General features: G+C 55.1%; 19 protein-coding genes and 1 tRNA gene. 16 read left to right on the plus strand and 4 right to left on the minus strand.

The features are described from left to right. On the plus strand, nt 1-1,122 hold a 1,122-nt coding region (gene tuf, locus DHN10_RS19350; RefSeq protein WP_108817002.1), incomplete at its 5' end, for an elongation factor Tu. A 234-nt stretch (nt 1,123-1,356) separates the two neighbouring features. After that, nucleotides 1,357-1,536 (plus strand): hypothetical protein, encoded by a 180-nt coding sequence (locus DHN10_RS19355; RefSeq protein WP_108817003.1) that lies wholly within the window; start codon nt 1,357-1,359, stop codon nt 1,534-1,536. 10 nt (nt 1,537-1,546) lie between these two features. Here the strand turns inward: DHN10_RS19355 and DHN10_RS19360 are convergent, their stop codons facing one another. Both DHN10_RS19360 and DHN10_RS19365 read right to left on the minus strand, forming a co-directional pair. Further along, nucleotides 1,547-1,906 carry a DUF1801 domain-containing protein gene (locus tag DHN10_RS19360; protein ID WP_159087104.1) on the minus strand — a complete coding sequence of 120 codons (360 nt, stop codon included), beginning with the start codon at nt 1,904-1,906 and terminating at the stop codon, nt 1,547-1,549. Between the two features lies 1 nt (nt 1,907). Continuing rightward, nucleotides 1,908-2,276, minus strand: coding sequence for a nuclear transport factor 2 family protein (locus tag DHN10_RS19365; protein WP_159087105.1), 369 nt, complete (start codon nt 2,274-2,276; stop codon nt 1,908-1,910). A gap of 14 nt (nt 2,277-2,290) precedes the next feature. On the opposite strand from DHN10_RS19365, the gene DHN10_RS19370 reads away from it, so the two are divergent. Next, a complete protein-coding gene (locus DHN10_RS19370; RefSeq protein ID WP_108817005.1) occupies nt 2,291-2,683 on the plus strand; it encodes a LuxR C-terminal-related transcriptional regulator in 393 nt (130 codons plus the stop codon). A 76-nt stretch (nt 2,684-2,759) separates the two neighbouring features. Then, entirely contained in the window at nt 2,760-3,419 is a 660-nt protein-coding gene (locus DHN10_RS19375) for a CatB-related O-acetyltransferase (RefSeq protein WP_108817006.1), read from the plus strand. Here the strand turns inward: DHN10_RS19375 and DHN10_RS19380 are convergent. Continuing rightward, a complete protein-coding gene (locus tag DHN10_RS19380) occupies nt 3,416-4,105 on the minus strand; it encodes a lysophospholipid acyltransferase family protein (RefSeq protein ID WP_108817007.1) in 690 nt (229 codons plus the stop codon). The genes DHN10_RS19375 and DHN10_RS19380 overlap by 4 nt on opposite strands. A gap of 127 nt (nt 4,106-4,232) precedes the next feature. Between DHN10_RS19380 and DHN10_RS19385 the strand changes: the two genes are divergently transcribed. The 4 genes from DHN10_RS19385 to nusG all read left to right on the plus strand — a co-directional run bounded on the left by DHN10_RS19385 (nt 4,233) and on the right by nusG (nt 6,246). Beyond that, a tRNA-Trp gene (locus DHN10_RS19385) sits at nt 4,233-4,308 on the plus strand. Nucleotides 4,309-4,348: 40 nt separating this feature from the next. Continuing rightward, on the plus strand, nt 4,349-5,230 hold the full coding sequence (locus DHN10_RS19390) for a hypothetical protein (protein ID WP_108817008.1): 882 nt from the start codon (nt 4,349-4,351) through the stop codon (nt 5,228-5,230). 99 nt (nt 5,231-5,329) lie between these two features. Further along, a complete protein-coding gene (secE, locus tag DHN10_RS19395; protein ID WP_108817009.1) occupies nt 5,330-5,530 on the plus strand; it encodes a preprotein translocase subunit SecE in 201 nt (66 codons plus the stop codon). A gap of 185 nt (nt 5,531-5,715) precedes the next feature. Next, the gene (gene nusG, locus DHN10_RS19400; protein ID WP_108817010.1) at nt 5,716-6,246 is read left to right on the plus strand and encodes a transcription termination/antitermination protein NusG; all 531 of its coding nucleotides are present in this window, start codon (nt 5,716-5,718) and stop codon (nt 6,244-6,246) included. Between the two features lie 164 nt (nt 6,247-6,410). On the opposite strand, the gene DHN10_RS19405 is transcribed toward nusG, so the two are convergent. Next, nucleotides 6,411-7,058, minus strand: coding sequence for a glutathione S-transferase family protein (locus DHN10_RS19405; RefSeq protein ID WP_108817011.1), 648 nt, complete (start codon nt 7,056-7,058; stop codon nt 6,411-6,413). An 85-nt stretch (nt 7,059-7,143) separates the two neighbouring features. On the opposite strand from DHN10_RS19405, the gene DHN10_RS19410 reads away from it, so the two are divergent. The 8 genes from DHN10_RS19410 (at nt 7,144) to rpoC (ending at nt 21,911) form a co-directional block, all read left to right on the plus strand. After that, on the plus strand, nt 7,144-7,860 hold the full coding sequence (locus DHN10_RS19410; protein WP_108817026.1) for a helix-turn-helix transcriptional regulator: 717 nt from the start codon (nt 7,144-7,146) through the stop codon (nt 7,858-7,860). 291 nt (nt 7,861-8,151) lie between these two features. Continuing rightward, entirely contained in the window at nt 8,152-8,577 is a 426-nt protein-coding gene (gene rplK / locus DHN10_RS19415; protein WP_108817012.1) for a 50S ribosomal protein L11, read from the plus strand. Next, the gene (gene rplA, locus DHN10_RS19420; RefSeq protein WP_108817013.1) at nt 8,577-9,278 is read left to right on the plus strand and encodes a 50S ribosomal protein L1; all 702 of its coding nucleotides are present in this window, start codon (nt 8,577-8,579) and stop codon (nt 9,276-9,278) included. Before rplK ends, rplA begins: the two co-directional genes overlap by 1 nt. Before the next feature lie 562 nt (nt 9,279-9,840). Next, nucleotides 9,841-10,353, plus strand: a complete 513-nt coding sequence (gene rplJ, locus DHN10_RS19425; RefSeq protein WP_108817014.1) for a 50S ribosomal protein L10 — start codon at nt 9,841-9,843, stop codon at nt 10,351-10,353. Between the two features lie 68 nt (nt 10,354-10,421). Then, nucleotides 10,422-10,796, plus strand: a complete 375-nt coding sequence (gene rplL / locus DHN10_RS19430) for a 50S ribosomal protein L7/L12 (protein ID WP_108817015.1) — start codon at nt 10,422-10,424, stop codon at nt 10,794-10,796. Nucleotides 10,797-11,162: 366 nt separating this feature from the next. Beyond that, a complete protein-coding gene (locus tag DHN10_RS19435; RefSeq protein ID WP_108817016.1) occupies nt 11,163-13,046 on the plus strand; it encodes an acyltransferase family protein in 1,884 nt (627 codons plus the stop codon). A gap of 416 nt (nt 13,047-13,462) precedes the next feature. Next, entirely contained in the window at nt 13,463-17,602 is a 4,140-nt protein-coding gene (gene rpoB, locus DHN10_RS19440) for a DNA-directed RNA polymerase subunit beta (RefSeq protein ID WP_108817017.1), read from the plus strand. Nucleotides 17,603-17,657: 55 nt separating this feature from the next. Beyond that, nucleotides 17,658-21,911, plus strand: a complete 4,254-nt coding sequence (gene rpoC, locus DHN10_RS19445; protein WP_108817018.1) for a DNA-directed RNA polymerase subunit beta' — start codon at nt 17,658-17,660, stop codon at nt 21,909-21,911. Nucleotides 21,912-21,951 lie beyond the last annotated feature (40 nt).

Here is a 21,951-nt window from a genome sequence, read left to right on the forward strand (position 1 = left end):
GGCCACGTTGACCACGGCAAGACGACCCTGACAGCGGCGATCACGAAGTACTTTGGTGATTTTCAGGCGTATGACCAGATTGATGGCGCGCCCGAAGAAAAAGCACGTGGTATCACGATCTCAACTGCACACGTTGAGTATGAGACAGAGAGCCGCCACTACGCGCACGTCGACTGCCCCGGCCACGCCGACTACGTCAAGAACATGATCACTGGTGCCGCCCAGATGGACGGCGCGATCCTGGTTGTGAACGCGGCTGACGGCCCAATGCCACAGACCCGCGAGCACATCCTGCTTGGTCGTCAGGTGGGCATTCCTTACATGGTCGTCTACATGAACAAAGTTGACCAAGTGGATGACGATGAGCTGCTTGAGCTGGTTGAAATGGAAATCCGCGAACTGCTGTCCTCTTACGAGTACCCAGGCGACGATATTCCAGTGATCCCGGGTTCGGCGCTGGCCGCTATGGAAGGCAAGACACCAGAGATTGGTGAAGAATCCATCAAAAAGCTGATGGAAGCTGTCGACACATATATCCCGACACCTGCACGTGCGGTTGACCTGCCGTTCCTGATGCCAATCGAGGACGTGTTCTCGATCTCTGGGCGTGGTACTGTTGTGACTGGCCGTGTTGAGCGTGGCGTGATCAACGTTGGTGACGAGATCGAAATCGTTGGTATCCGCGACACCAAGAAGACGACCTGCACAGGCGTTGAAATGTTCCGCAAGCTGCTGGACTCTGGTGAAGCTGGCGACAACATCGGCGCCCTGCTGCGCGGTGTTGACCGTGAAGGCGTTGAGCGTGGCCAGATCCTGTGTAAGCCGGGTTCTGTGAAGCCGCACACAAAGTTCGAAGCCGAAGCCTATATCCTGACCAAGGAAGAGGGTGGCCGTCACACGCCGTTCTTTGCCAACTACCGCCCACAGTTCTACTTCCGTACAACGGACGTGACCGGCACGGTTGAGCTTCCAGCGGGCACCGAGATGGTGATGCCGGGCGACAACCTGAAGTTCAACGTTGAGCTGATCGCACCCATCGCGATGGAAGACGGGTTGCGCTTTGCGATCCGCGAAGGCGGCCGGACTGTTGGCGCGGGTGTTGTGTCTAAAATCGTCGAGTAATCGGCCATGACGCGTGGGTTACACCCACCCTACGTAGGGTGGGTGTAACCCACCGCATGACCAAACAAACAAAAGGCCGCTCCATATGGGGCGGCCTTTACTTATCAATAGCTCACTTTTAGGTTGTGTCAAAAGATGATGCTCTGGAGATCGACTATGAAGAAATCTATACTCCCCATTCTATTGATTGGATTGTTCGCGGCTTGCGCATCCGGGGGGATAGCGCCCAATCAAATGACCAACAGTCGTGACGGGAATTCGGTGTCGGGCAAAGCGGGTGCCAATTGGTCCGACGAAGAACTGCGCAGCAACGCATTCGCAGCGGTCTGTGAGCAAAACGAGACGATCAGCGACCTTCGGATTTCTAGAGATGCTGATGGTGTCGCCACATTTTCGGCGACCTGCCTTAGCTAGGGTGCTGGATCTAGGTCTGATCTCGAAATACACACCATGCGATTGCAATTTGTCGCAACTCATCTGTCTTCGCCACCAGATCGTCCAGATCAGTCACTTTGAAACTTCGCGCTTCTTTCCCATCCCCAGTGAGGTTGGGGAAATCCCCGGGAATCTCTGCTCCCTTGTGGAACATTAAGGAGGCGAGCTTCTTTGCCTTGGGAAAGAAGCTCGCCATATTACCTTTGTAGACAAAGGTCGGCGCTTGCCACTTGATCGTTTCGGTGATCCGGGGATCAGCCTCAAGGATCAGGTCGCGGATCGCCATCACCACGGGTTTCATCGGGTTGTCATAGGCGTCCAGCCACGCATCAACCTCCGGGTTCTTCATTTCAGCTACCCTCCATATCCAGAGTTGTCTTGAGACTGCAAATCTGACCATCTCGGATTTGAAATTCGTTTTTCCCACTGCCGCGTCCACCAGGTATTGCCTCTGAAATGCAGGTCCAGCTTACGGTAATCACGGCATCCTGAACGGTGACATCGCCAAGGGTGATCACCGCATCATTGAACGCCTCAGTGCGGCTGCTATCAAAAGCTGCCGCAATTGCCTTTGGGCCGCGGTGTGGGCCCGATTGACCTGAGAATGGCTCTTCATAGATTGCGTCGTCCGAAAACATCTCTTGCAACAAGCCAAGGCCTGACGGCCCGGCCTGCATTGCCAGAAAGAAGTTCGTGATCTCTAATGGCATCTGATTCATGAAGGAGCCTTTCGATGGCTGTGGATGACAAAATAATTGCCGCATTGTCCGAGGCGGTGGGGGCGTTGCAGCGTGACGCGCCCCGACCGTTGCCTGCGGGTGCCGTTGCGGCACTGGCAGATATCGCCGTGCCCGGCACGCGCGTCCGTATCGATATGGCCGCAACAGCGGCGATTGGTGTGCCTTTGATCACGGTAGAGCAATCGCGCGACGATACCGCAGTCTTTGCGGCTCTTACCCGTCGCCAACGCGAGGTCGCCGATCTGATCGTGCAAGGCCAGTCCAATAAGGACATCGCATTGTCGCTGGGCATCAGTGTCGCCACGGTCAAAGATCATGTACATGGCATCCTTCAACGGTTGCAGCTTCCGTCACGTGTTGCTGTCATGGCGGCGGCGCGTTTCTGAAAAGAACGTAAGCCGCGCCGCGAATCGAAACAATCCATCCAAAGATGGGGATGTTCCCGCCGGAGACCCAAGACATATGCCTTTCCCGACCGCCGATATTCTTCATCCTGTCACCCTTCCTGATGGCACTGTTCATAAGGGCAACGTCTTTTTGAACGCTGCGATCACCCACCCCAATTGGGATATTGGTGATTACACCTACGCCAATGACTTTGATCCACCAGAAAACCCCAAGGACTGGGCGGGGCGATTGGCCCCTTATCTGTTTCCGATCGCGACGGATCGCATCATCATCGGCAAGTTCGGCCAGATCGCCCATGGTGTGAAATTCATCACCGATGGTGCGAACCATGCGCGCGAGGGCTTTTCGACCTTCCCATTTGCCATCCACCAGCCAGAGCGCTTTGCCGACTATCCCAAGAGCCTGCGTCCGGGCCGCGATATTCGGATCGGTCATGACGTCTGGATCGGAACAGAGGCGCGGATCATGGCAGGGGCCGAGATTGGCAATGGTGTGATCATTGGTGCGGGCGCTGTAGTATCGGGCAAGGTGCCCGATTATGCCATTGTTGCTGGAAACCGCGCCACGATACAGCGGATGCGTTTTGATGATGCAACAATAGCAACGCTCAATCAGATTGCGTGGTGGGATTGGGATATCGCCAATATTTTGCAGCATGAAGCCGCGATTACAGGTGCTGATCTTGCCGCACTCACGCGCGCGTCAGAGCTTTAGGCCCCCGGCGCCACACCTGCCAATGCATCGGCGCGATGTGCGGTATCTGTAAGTGCTTGTTGCAGGCTTGTGCGTAGCGTTTCAATCTCGTCATTCGTCATTTTGCGCGACGCTGGTTCTTGGGCGCGCTGGAATACATACGCCCCTTTGCCAAATGATTTTGGCACCATCATTTGATCCCATGACGACAGCCTGCGTGATCTGCTGGTCGAGAATGCGTAGCAAAAGATGGGCAAGCCCGTGGCCCTTGCCCATTCAAGCGGGGCGTCCTTGACCTGAAGGGCAGGGCCCAATGGCCCGTCGCCGGTCATGCCGATGCTCACCCCGTCTTTGACGCGCTGCAACACTGTGCGCGACGCTGCACGGTTGGACAGCTTGCGCGACATTTCCATCGGCTGCAAGCCGACCCTGCGTTGCAACGCGCCTGACACCCGTCCAATGGGGGATTTGTCGTAGAGGCTGGACAGCGGCCCGTCTACCACCGGCCAATGAAGTGCGCCCATCACGGATCGGCTGTGCCACATCACCAGCAAGATGGGGCCTTCGTCTAACGCCGCTTTGAGGTCGTCCAGCCCTTCAACCTGCCAAGACGTCGTGCGATTGCAAAACGCCAGATACCCCCCTGCGACCCGCGCAATGAGCGCGGCAAGAAACTCTGATTTCTCGATCCGTTTGCGCAAGGACATGGGTGTCGGCGGGCCTTTGTATACTCGATGCGCCCCTGTTGTCGCATTTCTGGACCTGAACACAAGTGTGCCGCACTTATCCCCCTTGATCCCATCGCTGTTTCGGACTAATCCGACAGCCGGTCGTAGGGGTATAGCTCAGTTGGTAGAGCGGCGGTCTCCAAAACCGTAGGTCCCGGGTTCAAGTCCTGGTGCCCCTGCCAGACCAGATCACCGACCAACGCCGGAGGATCATCGTCAACCATGACCGACCCCGCCCTCTCGGTAGCGTTCCATATTGGTGTTCACAAAACAGCCACGTCCCATTTGCAAGACGCGCTAGGCACCGCCCAAGAGGCAATGCGCGCTGACGGCGTTAGTTACCTTGGGCCGGACGCGTTTCGTTTGCCCGGCCGGACGATCCCTGTCTTGTTCGGTTTGCGAACCAAAGCTGCGGTGCCCCATCCCCCTGCCGTAGACCGACTGATCCGTATGGCAGCAGGGGGTCACCGGGTAGTGATCAGTGAAGAGAACTTCATCGGCCCGCTTAATCCAGCGAAGGACGCGCGCGCTAAGCCGCGTTATCCAGCTGCGGCGCGCCGGTTGAACGGTCTGGCCGAAGCGATGGGACAGCAGGTCGCGGTGTTCGTTGCGCTGCGACGCCCGACGACTTTCATCAATTCGGCCTACTGCCAGTCATTGCTGGGCGGGAGTATTGATCCGGTCGCATCATATCTGGCGCGAAACGGACCTGATGAAATAAATTGGCATGCGATGATCAGGGATATGGTCGATGCACCCAACATCGGGCACATCACCGTTTGGCGCTACGAGGATTACGCATCGCTTTTTGAACCGATCACGCAAGCGCTTGTTGGCACGCAGGCGGCTAGCCATTTGATGCCGTCAGAGCGCCGGATCAATCGCGGTCTTTCCTCGGCGGCTGTGGCTGAGGTGCTGCATCGTCGCGGTGACAGTACGATTGATTTGCCAGCGACTGTGGCGCGTCAGATGCTGTCGGTGGATCATGGTTATCCGGCGTTTGATGCCTTCACACCCGCAGAACACGCAGCAAGTGAAGTGGCATATACAGCACAGATCGAAGGTATTGCTGCACTGCCGGATGTCACGGTTCTGCGTCCTTAGGCCCTGTGCCGCAGAAGTGTTTCAACGGCGACACTGCACCCTTGAATTTGCATGCCGTTGCCCGTATGTGCCTCTTGTTTCGATAAAGGACAAAGCGTCATGGCCATCGCCAACCCCGTCAAGTTTATTCAGGAAGTTCGCGCCGAGGTGTCCAAGGTCGTCTGGCCGACACGCCGCGAGGTGCTTTTGACCACCGTGATGGTCTTTATCATGGCGGCCCTGACGGCGGTCTTCTTTTCATTGGTTGACCTGCTGATCCGCACTGGCCTGACCGGTGTGCTGACATACTTTGGCGGCTAAGGACGCAGAATCTGCGCGTCCCTCTTGAAAACATTCGGTGGCAGCGGTAAGAGCCACCAACTTTCCGAAAATGGCGTGCTACGAATCGAGTTGCACGCCGCTTTTATTTTCGGGACCAGCGCGAGGCGCTGGCATGAATTGAAAACTGGGTCCTGCTGGGCCACGACGACAAGGTGCTCTGACAGATGGCCAAACGGTGGTATTCGGTAAGCGTTCTCTCAAACTTTGAGAAGAAAATTGCAGAGGCGATCCGCACCAAAGCGGAAGAGCAGGGGCTGGCCGACCAGATCGACGAAGTGCTGGTGCCAACCGAAGAAGTCATTGAGATCCGTCGCAACAAAAAGGTGACCGCCGAGCGTCGCTTCATGCCCGGATACGTCTTGGTCCACATGGAAATGTCCGATGAGGGCTATCACCTGATCAACTCGATCAACCGCGTCACTGGTTTTCTTGGTCCGCAAGGTCGCCCGATGCCAATGCGCGACGCCGAAGTGCAGGCCATCCTTGGTCGTGTGCAGGAAGGTGAGGATGCGCCACGCACGCTCATCAACTTTGAGATCGGCGAGAAGATCAAAGTCAACGACGGTCCGTTTGAGGATTTCGATGGCATGGTCGAGGAAGTAGACGAAGAGAACCAGCGCCTGAAGGTGACTGTATCGATCTTTGGCCGCGAAACACCGGTCGAGCTGGAGTTCACGCAGGTATCTAAGCAGTAAGTGACCGTGACAGAGATTTGGAAAAGGGGAGCGCTGGGCGCTCCCCTTTTTTCGTGTTGGTGGTCGCGCATGGCGACGCTAAGCCAAAGATGCCGATGACCTTGCGTGATCAACCACCCCCAGCGCCGGCTGCGTTTGGACGAACTGGCGCAACCAAACGAAGTTCAGGCGTCTTCGTACATTTCTTCAAGGCTTGGTAGGCCCAGCTGCGTCATCTCTTGCGCATCATACTCAGCGATGAATGCGGTGTCTTGTGCAGCCATGCATTGATCAAACCATTCGCGGAGCCTGCCTTGCGCAGGGATCAAATCGGGAAACCACTGAAATGGTGCGCTGACCAAAAGATCGGCCGCAGAGAATTCATCATCCACGAGGAATGCATGTTTGGCCAAGGCCGCTTCGAGCGCCGTAAACATTGTTGCTTGATCACGGCACCACGCGTGGATCATCGCATTTTCCGCTATCTCCAGATAGGTCAGATACAAGATCGGTTCGACAACATTTCCGTAATAGAACAGCCAACTCAAGTAGTCCCCTCGCGCGGGGTTATCAACGCCGCGCCCCAAGGGGCTGTCAAAGTGATCTGTCAGCCAAAGCATGATTGCACCGCGTTCCCTGATGATGCGACCATTGACCTCTAGCAAGGGCACTTTCCCTTCTGGGTGTGGGTTCTTGGGGTCCGACTGCCCCAGGCCGCCGTGCCTTATGATATGCACTGTTTTGATGGTCACTTCGGTTTCTTTGCCCATCAGACGTAGCAAGCTGAGGATGCCGGTCGAGCGGGAATGCGGAGAGTGGTAGAGCGTTATCATCGTTTGATCCTTCGATTTCCATTGTCTGCACTATGACGACCCCCTGTTGCCATTTTCTGTCAGTAGGGTTCTGATGGGATGCATCATGGCCAAATCAGATCGTCTTTTTCGTCTTATGCAGCTGATGCGGACCCTGCCGCAGCCGGTAAGAGCCGCCACCTTGGCAGAGCGGTTGGAAGTTTCGCGTCGGACCCTTTACCGCGATATTGAGGCATTAAGGGTTGCTGGTGCGCGGATCGAAGGCGAGGCCGGTGTCGGGTACACCCTTGTCGAAGACTTCGCCATGCCACCGCAAACGTTGACGCGACTAGAAACGGAGGCGCTGGCGATTGGTCTGGCAGATGTGCAATTTCGCGGTGATGCGCAGTTGGCAGCGGCGGCGCGCGATGCGATGGCAAAAATCACCGCAACGTTGAAGGAACATCAACAACGTGACGTTCTGCATGCGGTCAGCCAAGTTTATCGGTTCACCACGCACGAGGCATCGACGGTCGACATTACCGCTATCCGCGAGGCCTGCTGGGACGAGCGCGCCCTGCGTATCACATATGAAGATCGCAAAGGGGCCGTGACCCAGCGGCGCATCTTTCCACTGGCTGTATTGTACTTTGAATATGCGGTGATGCTCTTGGCATACTGCCATCTACGTGACGGTTATAGGTCGTTTCATGTCACACACATCCGGGACGTCCAGCCACTGGACGAGAGGTTTCGGCCCCACCGCGTCCGTCTGTTGAACGACTATATTGTGAAGTTGCGTGCTCGGCTTGGCGAATCTGGCGAAGATCTGACAGTGATGTAGCGTGTCTTCTTGTTTGAAGATTCTCAGAGCGGGCATTCTGCCGAGAGATGATCAGCCGCCCGTCCACAGCTCCATCTTAGGGTCACTTAGACACACTAAGGCGGTCCGCTTGAGATGTAGAGAATGCAAAACCGCTTGCAAATACTGCGATTCCCGCCTAATGCCCGCCGATGTTGGTCGACCTTGACCAACATTCATGTGGGAGGCGAGGCGCACGCGTGCGTCGAACCGGACCACACAACGAAAAGCCTTGCGGTCGCGACCAAGGGGCGTTGAAAAAGGAATAGGCTTATGGCCAAGAAGATTATGGGTACGCTCAAGCTGCAGGTTCCTGCAGGTGCTGCAAACCCGTCCCCACCTGTCGGCCCAGCGCTGGGTCAGCGCGGCATCAACATCATGGAATTCTGCAAGGCGTTCAACGCCAAGACAGAAGACATGGAAAAGAATGCCCCATGCCCGACTGTGATTACCTACTATCAGGACAAGTCGTTCACGATGGAAATCAAGACGCCCCCAGCGTCTTACTACATCAAGAAAGCGGCCAAGCTGAAGTCCGGCTCCAAAGAGCCAGGCAAGTCTGTTGCGGGTTCTATTACCGGCAAGCAGGTTCGTGAAATCGCAGAAGCCAAGATGAAGGACCTCAACGCGACGTCCATCGAAGGTGCGATGCAGATCATCATGGGCTCTGCCCGTTCTATGGGCATTGAGGTGAAGTAATGGCAAAGTTTGGTAAGCGCGCAACTGCGGCCCGCGCAGCATTCGACGGCAAGCACAACGTGTCCGTTGAAGAGGCAGCATCCCTCGTCAAGGACAACGCCAAGGCGAAGTTTGACGAAAGCATCGAGATTGCAATGACACTGGGTGTTGACCCGCGTCACGCCGACCAGATGGTCCGCGGCACTGTTTCTTTGCCACACGGCACAGGTAAGACTGTTCGCGTTGCTGTCTTTGCTCGTGGCGAAAAGGCTGACGAAGCAAAAGCAGCCGGTGCAGACATCGTTGGCGCAGAAGACCTGATGGAAACTGTCCAGGGCGGCACAATTGACTTTGACCGCTGCATCGCCACACCTGACATGATGGCTGTTGTTGGCCGTCTGGGTAAGGTGCTGGGTCCACGTAACCTGATGCCAAACCCACGTGTTGGCACAGTGACCATGGACGTGAAGCAAGCTGTTGAAGACGCCAAAGGCGGCCAGGTGCAGTTCAAGGCAGAAAAAGCTGGTGTTGTTCACGCCGGTATCGGCAAAGCCTCTTTCACGGCCGAGCAGATTGCTGAAAACATGAAGGCGTTTGTTGACGCCGTCGGCAAAGCAAAGCCAACAGGTGCCAAGGGCACATACATGAAAAAGATCGCTGTCAGCTCGACCATGGGCCCAGGCGTTTCCATTGATGTCAGCTCTGCCACCGGCAACGCTTAATATGATAAGTTGAAAGGGCGGCGTAGCGCCCTTTCAACACTTTCAGAATTTTCGACAGCCGCAAGATCGACAACCTTGCAGCGCCTCACGCTTTTCGTCCACATAGTCAGAAATAGTGTTTCGCACCGAAGGAATTTCCGGTGCATCACGAAGCTCGTGAGATTTTTGTGGACAAGTTAGACCCTGACAACAAATGCGTCGTACTTGCTGCACGCGGCCTAGCTTGCGAAACAGACCATACACGACATGGACTTGGTGAAGATGGCACGTGGGCTATCCTTTTGAGGTCGTCCATTTTCTCTCTTCACATTGGAGCAAAGGCCTCCTATATCGACGACTGCAGACAGACGCGCGATTCCTCGTGTGTCTTCTGTTTCGTCCGAGACGGTGGGTTGGCTATAGGCCGCTAATTCCTGCCTGAGACGGGATAGACCGGATTTACCCAAGGCCATGCCTTGGTCCAAGCTGGCTCAACCCCCGTATATGTGGACATCGACTGTTGGACGGTTTTCCGTTCGGCAAAATTGAGCCGGGAAGCAATTCCCAAACTTGGAGTGAAACTGTGGATAGAGCACAAAAAGAACAGCTGGTCGATGATCTCGGCCAGATCTTTGAAAGCTCTGGCGTTGTAGTGGTTGCCCACTACGAAGGCATGACAGTTGCTGAAATGCAGGACCTGCGCGCAAACATGCGTGAAGCGGGCGGTTCCGTACGCGTTGCCAAGAACAAGCTCGCCAAAATCGCCCTTGAGGGCAAGCCTTGCGCAAGCATCGCTGAATACCTCGAAGGCATGACTGTAATCGCCTATTCTGAAGACCCCGTCGCTGCGGCGAAGGTTGTCGACAAATACGCCAAAGAGAATGACAAACTTGTCGTTCTTGGCGGTGCTATGGGTGAAACAGCATTGGACGTGGCTGGTGTGAAAGCCGTTGCCGGGATGCCATCGCGCGAGGAGCTTATCGCTTCTATCGTGGGCTGCATCGGGGCACCTGCAAGCAACATCGCCGGGGCCATTGGCGCGCCTGCTTCGAACATCGCAAGCATTCTTTCGACCATCGAAGAGAAAGCTGCATAAAGCATCTGAATTGACTTGGGGGTTCACCCCCACGTTGGAACACACATAACTAAAACGGAAAGCATAAAATGGCTGATCTGAAAAAACTTGCTGAAGAGATCGTAGGTCTGACCCTTCTCGAAGCACAAGAACTGAAAACCATCCTCAAGGACGAGTATGGCATTGAGCCCGCAGCTGGCGGCGCAGTGATGATGGCTGCTGGCGGCGACGCTGGTGGTGAAGCTGAAGCAGAGAAGACAGAATTCGACGTCGTTCTCAAAAACGCTGGCGCATCCAAAATCAACGTCATCAAAGAAGTCCGCGGCATCACAGGTCTTGGCCTGAAAGAAGCCAAGGACCTTGTCGAAGCTGGTGGCAAGATCAAAGAAGGCGCTGCAAAAGCAGAAGCCGAAGAGATCAAAGCCAAACTGGAAGCTGCTGGCGCAGAGGTCGAACTGGCCTAAGCCAGATCGATTTGATCAAGAAAGAACCGGGTCGCGCAAGCGGTCCGGTTTTTTTGTGTCCAGCGGTTGCGTGGACAGCGTTCGGTAGGGGATTTGGCCGGGTTTTGTGGTGGGACGCTGGGAACGCGTTAAGAGGCGGGGTTTGCGGGGTTCCGCGCCCGATACATCGCGATGTATTGCGGGCAGAAGTTGTATGTCCAGATGTACGTGGTTTGGCGTGTAAATGGTGAGTGCGGGAAGACGGTTAAGGATGAGTTGAGGTTGAGTGGACGCTGATAAATCAAGAACGCTGCGCCCACTGACTTGCATACAAACATAGCTTTGGTTCATTAGATATCGGTGAACGTCATATGGGTCAGTAACTCCATGAATTATCGAGCGGAAGTTGATGGGTTACGCGCTGTAGCCGTCGTCCCAGTCATATTGTTCCACGCAGGTGTTCCGGGCATTACCGGCGGTTTTGTGGGTGTTGACGTCTTTTTTGTTATTTCTGGGTTCCTCATCACAACGCTCATTCTACGCGCGCAAGACCGCGAAGACTTTTCGTTGCTGACCTTCTACGAAAGGCGCGCCCGACGCATTCTTCCTGCGTTATTTCTCGTTCTCGCAGCGACCGTTCTTGCTGCGTATAATTGGATCCCATTTTGGGATTTCCCAGATTTCTTACGGAGCGTTGCGGCGACGGCACTTTTTCTTTCGAACGTTCATTTTTGGGAGAACATCGGCTACTTCGCTGTGGCAGCCGAAGAACAACCACTGCTGCATACCTGGAGCCTTGCGGTAGAAGAGCAATTCTATTTGCTTTTTCCTCTGCTTCTAATGGTGAAAATGCGGCCTGCTATCTTAGGTGGTGTCGTACTTGGCATGTTCGTTGCGAGCCTCGCCCTTAGTCAGTGGGGTTCATTGCACGAGCCAGAGGTGAATTTCTTTTTCACACCATCGCGGGTGTGGGAGCTGATGGCTGGGGCGCTTTGCGCAATCTGGAAAGTGTCGCGAACACCAAAGCCCAATGATGCTTTGGCCTTTATCGGATTGGCGATGGTGGTCAGCGCGATGTTCATCTACGACACATCGACCCCATTTCCTTCTTTCTACACGCTTTTGCCTGTCGTGGGCGCCTGTCTGCTGCTGAGCGCTCATCCGGGGACCTATGTTCAGAAGGTATTGTCTTGCGCACCTCTCGTCGGGATTGGTTTGATTAGCTACAGTGCATATCTTTGGCACCAGCCGCTCTTTGTCTTTGCGCGGCTGAAGATCGGACCCGATCTGACACTGCTGCAAATCGCTATTCTAATTCTTGCGACAATCGCTCTTTCCTATGTCACATGGCGCTGGGTAGAACAGCCAGTGCGAAAAGCAGAGTATCGCTGGTCGCGTACACGTGGCCAGGTATTTGCCTTATCTGGTGCAGGTATTGCGGCGTCCATCATCGCCTTTGCAACGCTTGACAATGAAGAGCACTATTTGGCCGGGCTGACACCAAAGCAAATTGAATACCTGCCTTATCTACGCCATGAGGCAGAGCTTCGAGAGGCCAGCGACGCCGATACAAATCGGTGCAGTGTAAGCGGGGGTCTCGCGAACTTTGATGTAGAGCGTTGCCTGGAATTGTCTGACACAAAGGCAAATGTGCTGCTTATCGGTGATAGTCACGCGTCGCATTTCTTTGACGCATTGGTTGCAGAGTATCCCGAAGTCAACATGATGCAAGCGACCGCGTCAGGATGCCGTCCCCTTCTCAACTACGCCGGTGATAGGGAGTGTACCGATTTGGCGCGTTTCCTACTCGAAACCTACATACCTGATTCAGATATTGACGCCGTCATCGTGTCCGGCCGATGGAGGTCGCGTGATGTGCAAGCAGCGCGCACGACTGCTGCCCATCTTAGGCCACACGTAGCAAATGTCATCGTTATGGGCCCGACGATAGAGTACACGATCGATCTGCCGCAGATCCTGATGAAACATGCTGATGCTGATCTCGCCACCATCATAGACGTTGCCACTTCGCTGCGCCGAATGGATCGTACTGAAGTGTCCCAGATGATGGCTGAGGCGACCGTTGCCGCTGGGGCAAAATATGTGGATGTTCAGGCGTTTTTGTGTGCCCAGGATCGGTGTCGCGTGTTTACGCCTGATGGTGTGCCGATCACCTATGACAATGGACATTTTCTGCCCGAGGCTGCGACTTGGATCATCCGCGAGATGCGGAGCACTGGGGCGCTGCGACTTGAGGACATCGGTGGTTGAATGAAGTTAGAGTGATCAGGTGCACCTAACAGCCCCATAGTTTTCATGTTAGGCGCTGCCTCCGCTATGAAAGCTGCGTTAGAGAGTTCTTGCAAATGGATTTAGTCATTCATGGCCCCGGCTTGACCAAGCGCACCCGATCTATACGATTGATTTTCCCTAAAACCCTTGAACTTTACCCGAATCTCTCTTAGTTGGCAGGTTCTGGTCAGCGCAATATTCGGACATACATAATCTAGCTCATTTGAAACTTATCTTTCAAAGCGCCTCGCATGCGCGTTTTGACAGGTAAGTTGGTCGTTTCGGGAGAGGTGTTTTGGGAAGCACCTCAGGTATTGAAACAACCCTCACCGTAATCGGACGCGTTTTGGTAGCCCAGCCAAAGCGCGTTCTGACATTATGGAGACCCGGCACATATGGCTTCTACATTCCTTGGTCAGAAACGCCTCCGCAAGTACTACGGCAAAATCCGCGAAGTACTTGAAATGCCGAACCTTATTGAGGTTCAAAAATCTTCCTACGATCTGTTCCTGCGCTCTGGCGACAGTGATACACCGCTTGACGGTGAAGGCATCAAAGGTGTCTTCCAGTCGGTGTTCCCGATCAAGGATTTCAATGAAACCGCCGTGCTTGAGTTCGTCAAGTATGAGCTGGAAAAGCCGAAGTACGATGTTGAGGAATGTCAGCAGCGTGACATGACTTACAGCGCGCCGCTGAAGGTCACCCTGCGTTTGATCGTGTTCGAAGTTGATGAAGACACAGGCGCCAAATCCGTCAAGGACATCAAAGAACAAGACGTGTTCATGGGTGATATGCCTTTGATGACGCCAAACGGCACATTCGTCGTTAACGGCACAGAGCGCGTGATCGTATCCCAGATGCACCGTTCCCCCGGTGTGTTCTTTGACCACGACAAGGGCAAAACCCACTCTTCGGGCAAGCTCCTGTTTGCCTGCCGCATTATCCCATACCGTGGCAGTTGGCTCGACTTTGAATTCGACGCCAAGGACCTTGTGTTCTGCCGGATTGACCGCCGTCGTAAACTGCCTGTGACAACCCTGCTTTATGCGCTGGGTCTGGATCAGGAAGGCATTATGAATGCCTATTACAACACCGTTGACTACAAGCTGGCCAAAAAGGCTGCGGGTTGGACAACCAAGTTCTTCCCAGAGCGTGTGCGCGGCACGCGCCCTGCCTTTGATCTGGTCGACGCCAAAACCGGTGAAGTCATCGCCAAAGCTGGCGAGAAGGTTACCCCGCGTTCAGTCAAGAAACTGATCGACGCAGGCGAAGTCACCGATCTGCTGGTCCCATACGAGAATATCGTGGGCAAGTTCGTGGCCGAAGACATCATCAACGAAGAAAACGGTGCGATTTATGTCGAAGCCGGTGATGAGCTGACGCTTGAGATGGACAAAGAGGGTGAAGTCATTGGCGGCACCCTGAAAGATCTGGTTGATGCGGGCATCAAGACGATCCCTGTGCTGGACATCGATAACGTCACTGTGGGCGCTTACATGCGCAACACAATGGCCGCAGATAAGAACATGAACCGCGAAACCGCGCTCATGGATATCTACCGTGTCATGCGTCCGGGCGAGCCGCCGACCGTTGATTCAGCCTCAGCCCTGTTCGACACGTTGTTCTTTGACAGCGAGCGCTATGACCTGTCCGCCGTTGGCCGTGTGAAGATGAACATGCGTCTTGATCTAGATGCCGAAGACACCATGCGCACCCTGCGCAAGGAAGACATCGTATCCTGCATCAAAGCGCTGGTTGAACTGCGCGACGGTAGAGGCGATGTCGATGACATCGATCACCTTGGCAACCGCCGCGTCCGTTCCGTTGGCGAGCTGATGGAAAACCAGTATCGCGTTGGTCTGTTGCGCATGGAACGCGCGATCAAAGAGCGTATGTCGTCTGTCGAAATCGACACAGTCATGCCGCAGGACCTGATCAACGCGAAACCAGCAGCGGCTGCTGTGCGCGAATTTTTTGGCTCCAGCCAATTGTCCCAATTCATGGACCAAACCAACCCGCTGTCAGAGGTCACGCACAAGCGTCGCCTTTCAGCGCTTGGACCCGGTGGTCTGACACGCGAGCGTGCTGGCTTTGAGGTGCGCGACGTGCACCCAACCCACTACGGTCGTATGTGCCCGATTGAAACGCCAGAAGGACCAAACATTGGTCTGATCAACTCGCTGGCCACCTTCGCTCGTGTGAACAAGTATGGTTTCATTGAAACACCATATCGCAAGGTTACAGACGGCAAGGTCACTGATGAAGTGTCCTACATGTCCGCGACCGAAGAAATGCGTCACACAGTGGCACAGGCCAACGCGAATATGGGTGCCGATGGCACGTTCAACAACGAATTGGTTTCGACCCGTAAGAACGGTGACTACACGCTGTCTCCACGCGAAAACGTGGACCTGATCGACGTGTCGCCAAAGCAGCTTGTCTCTGTTGCGGCGTCTTTGATCCCGTTCCTTGAAAACGACGATGCGAACCGGGCCCTGATGGGTTCAAACATGCAACGTCAGGCGGTTCCACTGCTTCAGGCCGAGGCCCCATTGGTGGGTACTGGCATCGAAGAAGTTGTGGCCCGCGACAGTGGCGCTGCGATCATGGCGAAACGTGGCGGTATCATCGACCAGGTTGATGCCCAGCGTATCGTTATTCGCGCGACGTCTGACCTAGAGTTGGGCGACGCCGGCGTCGACATCTACCGCATGCGCAAATTCCAGCGTTCTAACCAGAACACCTGCATCAACCAGCGTCCGCTGGTGAAGGTGGGTGACAAGATCCAGAAGGGTCAGGTTATTGCCGATGGTCCATCCACCGATATTGGTGAATTGGCCCTTGGTAAGAACGTGGTCGTCGCGTTTATGCCGTGGAACGGCTATAACTACGAAGATAGTATCCTGATCTCTGAGCGTATCGTGCGCGACGACGTCTTCACCTCGATCCACATCGAGGAATTCGAAGTCGCCGCCCGTGACACCAAGCTTGGGCCAGAGGAAATCACACGCGATATTCCAAACGTCGGCGAGGAAGCTCTGCGCAACCTCGACGAAGCGGGTATCGTCTATATCGGTGCCGAAGTTGGCCCCGCAGATATCCTTGTGGGCAAGATCACACCAAAAGGCGAAAGCCCGATGACGCCGGAAGAAAAGCTGCTGCGCGCCATCTTTGGTGAAAAAGCATCCGACGTGCGTGACACATCCCTGCGTCTGCCACCGGGTGACTTTGGTACAGTCGTAGAGGTTCGCGTCTTTAACCGCCACGGCGTGGAAAAAGACGAACGTGCCTTGCAGATTGAACGTGAAGAGGTCGAACGCCTTGCCCGTGACCGCGACGATGAAATGGTCATTCTTGACCGCAACATCTATGCGCGTTTGTGGGACATCATCGGCGGCAAGAAAGCGGCGAAAGGTCCAAAGGGCTTTAAATCCGGTTCGGTTGTCTCCGAAGAAAGCGTTGCTGATCTGACTCGCGGTCAGTGGTGGCAGTTGGCCATGGCGGATGAAGATGACGCCAAGATCGTGGAAGCACTGAACGAACAGTACGAAATCCAGAAGCGTGCGATGGACGCACGGTTCGAGGATAAGGTCGAGAAAGTGCGCCGCGGCGATGATCTGCCTCCGGGTGTGATGAAGATGGTCAAGGTCTTCGTGGCTGTGAAGCGCAAGCTGCAGCCCGGCGATAAGATGGCCGGTCGTCACGGCAACAAAGGTGTTATTTCCAAGGTTGTCCCGATGGAAGACATGCCTTTCTTGGCTGACGGGACACCGGTTGATTTCTGTCTGAACCCATTGGGTGTGCCTTCGCGCATGAACGTCGGTCAGATCTTGGAAACACACATGGGTTGGGCCGCGCGCGGTCTGGGCATTCAGATCGACGATGCGTTGGGTGAATACCGCCGGTCCGGTGATCTGACACCTGTGCGCGACGCGATGAAGATCGTTTATGGCGACAACGTCTATGACGAAGGCATCGCTGGCATGGACGAAGGTGAGCTGATCGAAGCGGCAGGCAATGTCACACGCGGTGTGCCAATTGCCACACCAGTCTTTGACGGTGCGAAAGAGGCTGACGTGAACGACGCGCTGGTGCGTGCCGGGTTCGACACCTCTGGTCAGTCGGTTCTTTATGATGGCCGCACCGGTGAGCAGTTTAGCCGCAAGGTCACAGTGGGTGTGAAATACCTGCTGAAACTGCACCACCTTGTCGATGACAAGATCCACGCGCGTTCCACCGGGCCTTACAGCCTTGTCACGCAGCAACCGTTGGGTGGTAAAGCCCAGTTCGGTGGCCAGCGTTTCGGGGAAATGGAAGTCTGGGCATTGGAAGCCTACGGCGCTGCTTACACCTTGCAAGAAATGCTGACTGTGAAGTCGGATGACGTGGCAGGGCGGACGAAAGTCTATGAAAGCATCGTCAAAGGCGAAGACAACTTTGAGGCCGGCGTCCCAGAGTCGTTCAACGTGCTTGTGAAAGAAGTCCGGGGCCTCGGCCTCAACATGGAACTCCTGGATGCGGAGGATGAAGAGTAGGGCCTCGCGCCTTACTCTCCCCACCCTCAAACGCACCCAATTCAAGGAATTGAAGATGAACCAGGAACTGACAAACAACCCGTTTAACCCGCTCACACCGGCGAAAACGTTTGACGAAATCAAGGTCTCTTTGGCGTCGCCAGAGCGGATCCTGTCGTGGTCTTTCGGCGAGATCAAGAAGCCGGAAACCATCAACTACCGGACGTTCAAGCCAGAACGCGACGGTCTGTTCTGCGCGCGTATCTTTGGCCCGATCAAAGATTACGAATGCCTGTGCGGTAAATATAAACGCATGAAGTATCGCGGCGTTGTCTGCGAAAAATGCGGTGTGGAAGTCACCCTGCAAAAGGTTCGCCGCGAGCGGATGGGCCATATTGAGCTGGCGGCACCCGTTGCACACATCTGGTTCCTGAAATCGCTGCCATCCCGCATCGGCCTGATGCTGGACATGACGCTGCGCGATCTGGAACGTATTCTGTACTTCGAAAACTACGTGGTGATCGAACCCGGCCTGACTGACCTGACCTATGGTCAGTTGATGACCGAGGAAGAATTCAACGACGCGCAGGATTTGTATGGCATGGACGCGTTCCAAGCCAACATCGGTGCCGAAGCGATCCGCGAAATGCTGTCCCAGATCGACCTTGAGTCCGAAGCAGAACAACTGCGCGCTGACCTCAAAGAGGCCACAGGCGAGCTGAAGCCAAAGAAGATCATCAAGCGTTTGAAGATCGTGGAATCCTTCCTTGAATCCGGTAACCGCCCAGAGTGGATGGTTCTGACAGTGATCCCTGTGATCCCGCCAGAACTGCGCCCGCTGGTCCCACTGGATGGTGGCCGTTTTGCAACCTCTGATCTGAACGATCTTTATCGTCGTGTGATCAACCGCAACAACCGTCTGAAGCGTCTGATCGAACTGCGCGCACCTGATATCATCGTTCGCAACGAAAAGCGGATGCTGCAGGAATCTGTTGATGCATTGTTTGACAACGGCCGTCGTGGCCGCGTGATCACCGGTGCCAACAAGCGCCCGCTGAAATCGCTGTCTGACATGCTGAAAGGTAAGCAGGGTCGCTTCCGTCAGAACCTTTTGGGTAAACGCGTCGATTTCTCGGGTCGTTCGGTCATCGTGACCGGTCCGGAACTCAAGCTGCACCAATGTGGTCTGCCGAAAAAGATGGCGCTGGAGCTGTTCAAGCCGTTCATCTATTCGCGTCTTGAAGCGAAGGGTCTGTCTTCCACCGTCAAGCAAGCCAAGAAACTGGTCGAAAAAGAGCGTCCAGAGGTTTGGGATATCCTTGATGAGGTGATCCGCGAACACCCTGTCATGCTGAACCGTGCGCCGACGCTGCACCGTTTGGGCATTCAGGCGTTTGAACCTGTCCTGATCGAAGGTAAGGCCATCCAGCTTCACCCGCTTGTCTGTTCTGCGTTTAACGCCGACTTTGACGGTGACCAGATGGCCGTTCACGTGCCGCTTTCACTGGAAGCACAGCTTGAAGCCCGTGTTCTGATGATGTCCACGAACAACGTGTTGTCGCCATCGAACGGTGCGCCAATCATCGTGCCATCGCAGGATATGATTTTGGGCCTCTACTACACCACCATCATGCGCGACGGCATGAAGGGTGAGGGCATGAACTTCAGCGATATCGAAGAAGTTGAGCACGCCCTGACCGCGGGTGAGGTGCATCTGCACGCAAAAATCAACGCGCGGATGATGCAGATTGATGACGAAGGTAACGAAGTGCAGATGCGCTTTGAAACCACACCGGGCCGTTTGCGTCTGGGGTCATTGCTGCCGCTGAACACCAAAGCACCTTTTGCCTTGGTCAACCGTCTGCTGCGCAAGAAAGAAGTGCAGCAGGTCATCGACACTGTCTATCGCTACTGTGGTCAGAAAGAATCTGTCATCTTCTGTGACCAGATCATGACCATGGGTTTCCGTGAAGCGTTCAAGGCGGGCATTTCCTTTGGTAAGGACGACATGGTTGTGCCTGATACCAAGTGGGACCTCGTCAACGAGACCCGCGATCAGGTGAAGGACTTTGAACAGCAATATATGGACGGCCTGATCACCCAAGGTGAGAAGTACAACAAGGTTGTCGATGCTTGGTCAAAGTCCAACGACAAAGTCACCGACGCGATGATGGCTACCATTGGTGAGACACCAACGCTGGAAGATGGATCACAGGGTGAGCCGAACTCGGTTTACATGATGGCCCACTCTGGTGCGCGTGGCTCGGTCACACAGATGAAGCAGCTGGGTGGTATGCGCGGTCTGATGGCCAAGCCGAATGGCGAGATCATCGAAACGCCGATCATTTCGAACTTTAAGGAAGGTCTGACCGTTCTTGAATACTTCAACTCTACCCACGGTGCCCGTAAGGGTCTGTCGGATACGGCGTTGAAAACTGCGAACTCTGGTTACCTGACACGTCGTCTGGTGGACGTCGCCCAAGACTGTATCGTCCGCGAGGTCGATTGCGGAACAGAGCGTGCGATCACGGCTGAGGCTGCGGTCAATGATGGTGAGGTTGTCGCGTCTTTGGCCGAGCGTGTGCTGGGCCGTGTGTCTGCGGATGATGTCATCAAGCCGGGCACGGACGAAGTGATCGTCGAAGCAGGTGAACTGATCGACGAACGCAAGGCCGACATGATCGACATGGCGGGCATCGCCAAGATGCGCATCCGCTCACCGCTGACATGCGAATCCGAGGATGGCGTCTGCGCAATGTGCTATGGCCGTGACTTGGCCCGCGGTACACGGGTTAACATTGGTGAAGCTGTCGGTATCATCGCCGCACAGTCAATCGGTGAACCCGGCACGCAGCTGACCATGCGGACATTCCACATTGGTGGTGTTGCCCAAGGTGGCCAACAGTCGTTCCAAGAGGCGTCTCAGCCCGGTAAGGTTCGTTTCGACAACGAAGTGTTGTTGGAAAATGCCGCTGGTGAAATGGTTGTAATGGGTCGCAACATGACCCTGTCGATCATGGACGCAGACGACAATGAAATCGCCAGCCACAAGGTGGGTTACGGTTCCAAGGTGTTTGTCAAAGACGGGCAGGACATCCTGCGCGGCGATAAGATGTTCGAATGGGATCCATACACTCTGCCGATCATTGCCGAACAGTCCGGTACAGCCAAATACGTTGATCTGGTCAACGGGATCGCGGTCCGTGAAGACACTGATGATGCAACGGGTATGACCCAGCGCATCGTGTCTGACTGGCGCGCGGCACCCAAGGGCAATGAGCTTGCACCAAAGATCATCGTTGTGGGCAAAGACGGCGAAGCAGCAGTCAAGGAAGATGGCAACCCAGTTGCCTATCCGATGTCTGTTGATGCGGTTCTGTCAGTGGAAGACGGAGAAGAGATCAAAGCCGGTGACGTTGTCGCGCGTATCCCACGTGAGGGTGCCAAGACTAAGGACATTACCGGTGGTCTGCCACGTGTGGCCGAACTGTTCGAAGCCCGTCGTCCGAAAGATCACGCGATCATCGCCGAAATCGATGGCTATGTGCGCTTTGGCAAGGACTATAAGAACAAGCGTCGCATCGCGATTGAATCCTCTGACGATGCAGAGGTGAAGGTCGAGTACATGGTGCCCAAGGGTAAGCACATTCCGGTTGCGGAAGGTGACTTTATCAAAAAGGGCGACTACATCATGGACGGCAACCCGGCCCCGCACGATATTCTCGCGGTTATGGGTGTTGAGGCGCTGGCCGACTATATGATCGACGAAGTGCAGGACGTTTATCGTTTGCAGGGTGTGAAGATCAACGACAAGCACATCGAAGTTATCGTGCGTCAGATGCTCCAGAAGTGGGAGATTCAGGACAGTGGTGACACTGTTCTGCTGAAAGGCGAGAACGTCGATAAGGCTGAATTTGATGAAGCCAACGCAAAGGCACTTGCACGGGGTGACCGCCCTGCACAGGGCGAGCCGATCTTGTTGGGTATCACAAAAGCGTCCTTGCAGACCCGTTCGTTCATCTCTGCCGCATCGTTCCAGGAAACCACGCGCGTGCTGACCGAAGCATCCGTGCAGGGCAAGCGGGACAAGCTGATCGGTTTGAAAGAGAACGTCATTGTTGGCCGTCTGATCCCCGCTGGTACCGGTGGTGCAACACAACAAATGCGCCGTGTTGCAGCAGAGCGTGACAACGTCGTGATCGAGGCGCGCCGCGAAGAGGCTGAACAAGCCGCGGCATTGGCTGCGCCACTGGCGATGGACAGCGGCGCCCCAGAAGGTGAGACCTACGATGATCTGATCGTCGAGACACCAGAGGGCGGCGAGGCATAAGCCTTTCTGTTGATAAGAATTGAGAAGGGGCCCCTTGCGG

It is taken from the genome of Loktanella sp. Alg231-35 (assembly GCF_900143545.1).
Classification (GTDB): domain Bacteria; phylum Pseudomonadota; class Alphaproteobacteria; order Rhodobacterales; family Rhodobacteraceae; genus Yoonia.

Coding starts and splice junctions, on each gene's coding strand:
- rplL (WP_108817015.1), top strand. CDS start 10,422: ATGGCTGATCTGAAAAAACTTGCTGAAGAGATCGTAGGTCTGACCCTT.
- DHN10_RS19370 (WP_108817005.1), top strand. CDS start 2,291: ATGGCTGTGGATGACAAAATAATTGCCGCATTGTCCGAGGCGGTGGGG.
- DHN10_RS19360 (WP_159087104.1), bottom strand. CDS start 1,906: ATGAAGAACCCGGAGGTTGATGCGTGGCTGGACGCCTATGACAACCCG.
- DHN10_RS19410 (WP_108817026.1), top strand. CDS start 7,144: ATGGCCAAATCAGATCGTCTTTTTCGTCTTATGCAGCTGATGCGGACC.
- DHN10_RS19390 (WP_108817008.1), top strand. CDS start 4,349: ATGACCGACCCCGCCCTCTCGGTAGCGTTCCATATTGGTGTTCACAAA.
- secE (WP_108817009.1), top strand. CDS start 5,330: ATGGCCATCGCCAACCCCGTCAAGTTTATTCAGGAAGTTCGCGCCGAG.
- nusG (WP_108817010.1), top strand. CDS start 5,716: ATGGCCAAACGGTGGTATTCGGTAAGCGTTCTCTCAAACTTTGAGAAG.
- DHN10_RS19375 (WP_108817006.1), top strand. CDS start 2,760: ATGCCTTTCCCGACCGCCGATATTCTTCATCCTGTCACCCTTCCTGAT.
- DHN10_RS19435 (WP_108817016.1), top strand. CDS start 11,163: ATGAATTATCGAGCGGAAGTTGATGGGTTACGCGCTGTAGCCGTCGTC.
- rpoC (WP_108817018.1), top strand. CDS start 17,658: ATGAACCAGGAACTGACAAACAACCCGTTTAACCCGCTCACACCGGCG.
- rplA (WP_108817013.1), top strand. CDS start 8,577: ATGGCAAAGTTTGGTAAGCGCGCAACTGCGGCCCGCGCAGCATTCGAC.
- DHN10_RS19380 (WP_108817007.1), bottom strand. CDS start 4,105: ATGTCCTTGCGCAAACGGATCGAGAAATCAGAGTTTCTTGCCGCGCTC.
- DHN10_RS19365 (WP_159087105.1), bottom strand. CDS start 2,276: ATGAATCAGATGCCATTAGAGATCACGAACTTCTTTCTGGCAATGCAG.
- DHN10_RS19355 (WP_108817003.1), top strand. CDS start 1,357: ATGACCAACAGTCGTGACGGGAATTCGGTGTCGGGCAAAGCGGGTGCC.
- DHN10_RS19405 (WP_108817011.1), bottom strand. CDS start 7,058: ATGATAACGCTCTACCACTCTCCGCATTCCCGCTCGACCGGCATCCTC.
- rplK (WP_108817012.1), top strand. CDS start 8,152: ATGGCCAAGAAGATTATGGGTACGCTCAAGCTGCAGGTTCCTGCAGGT.
- rpoB (WP_108817017.1), top strand. CDS start 13,463: ATGGCTTCTACATTCCTTGGTCAGAAACGCCTCCGCAAGTACTACGGC.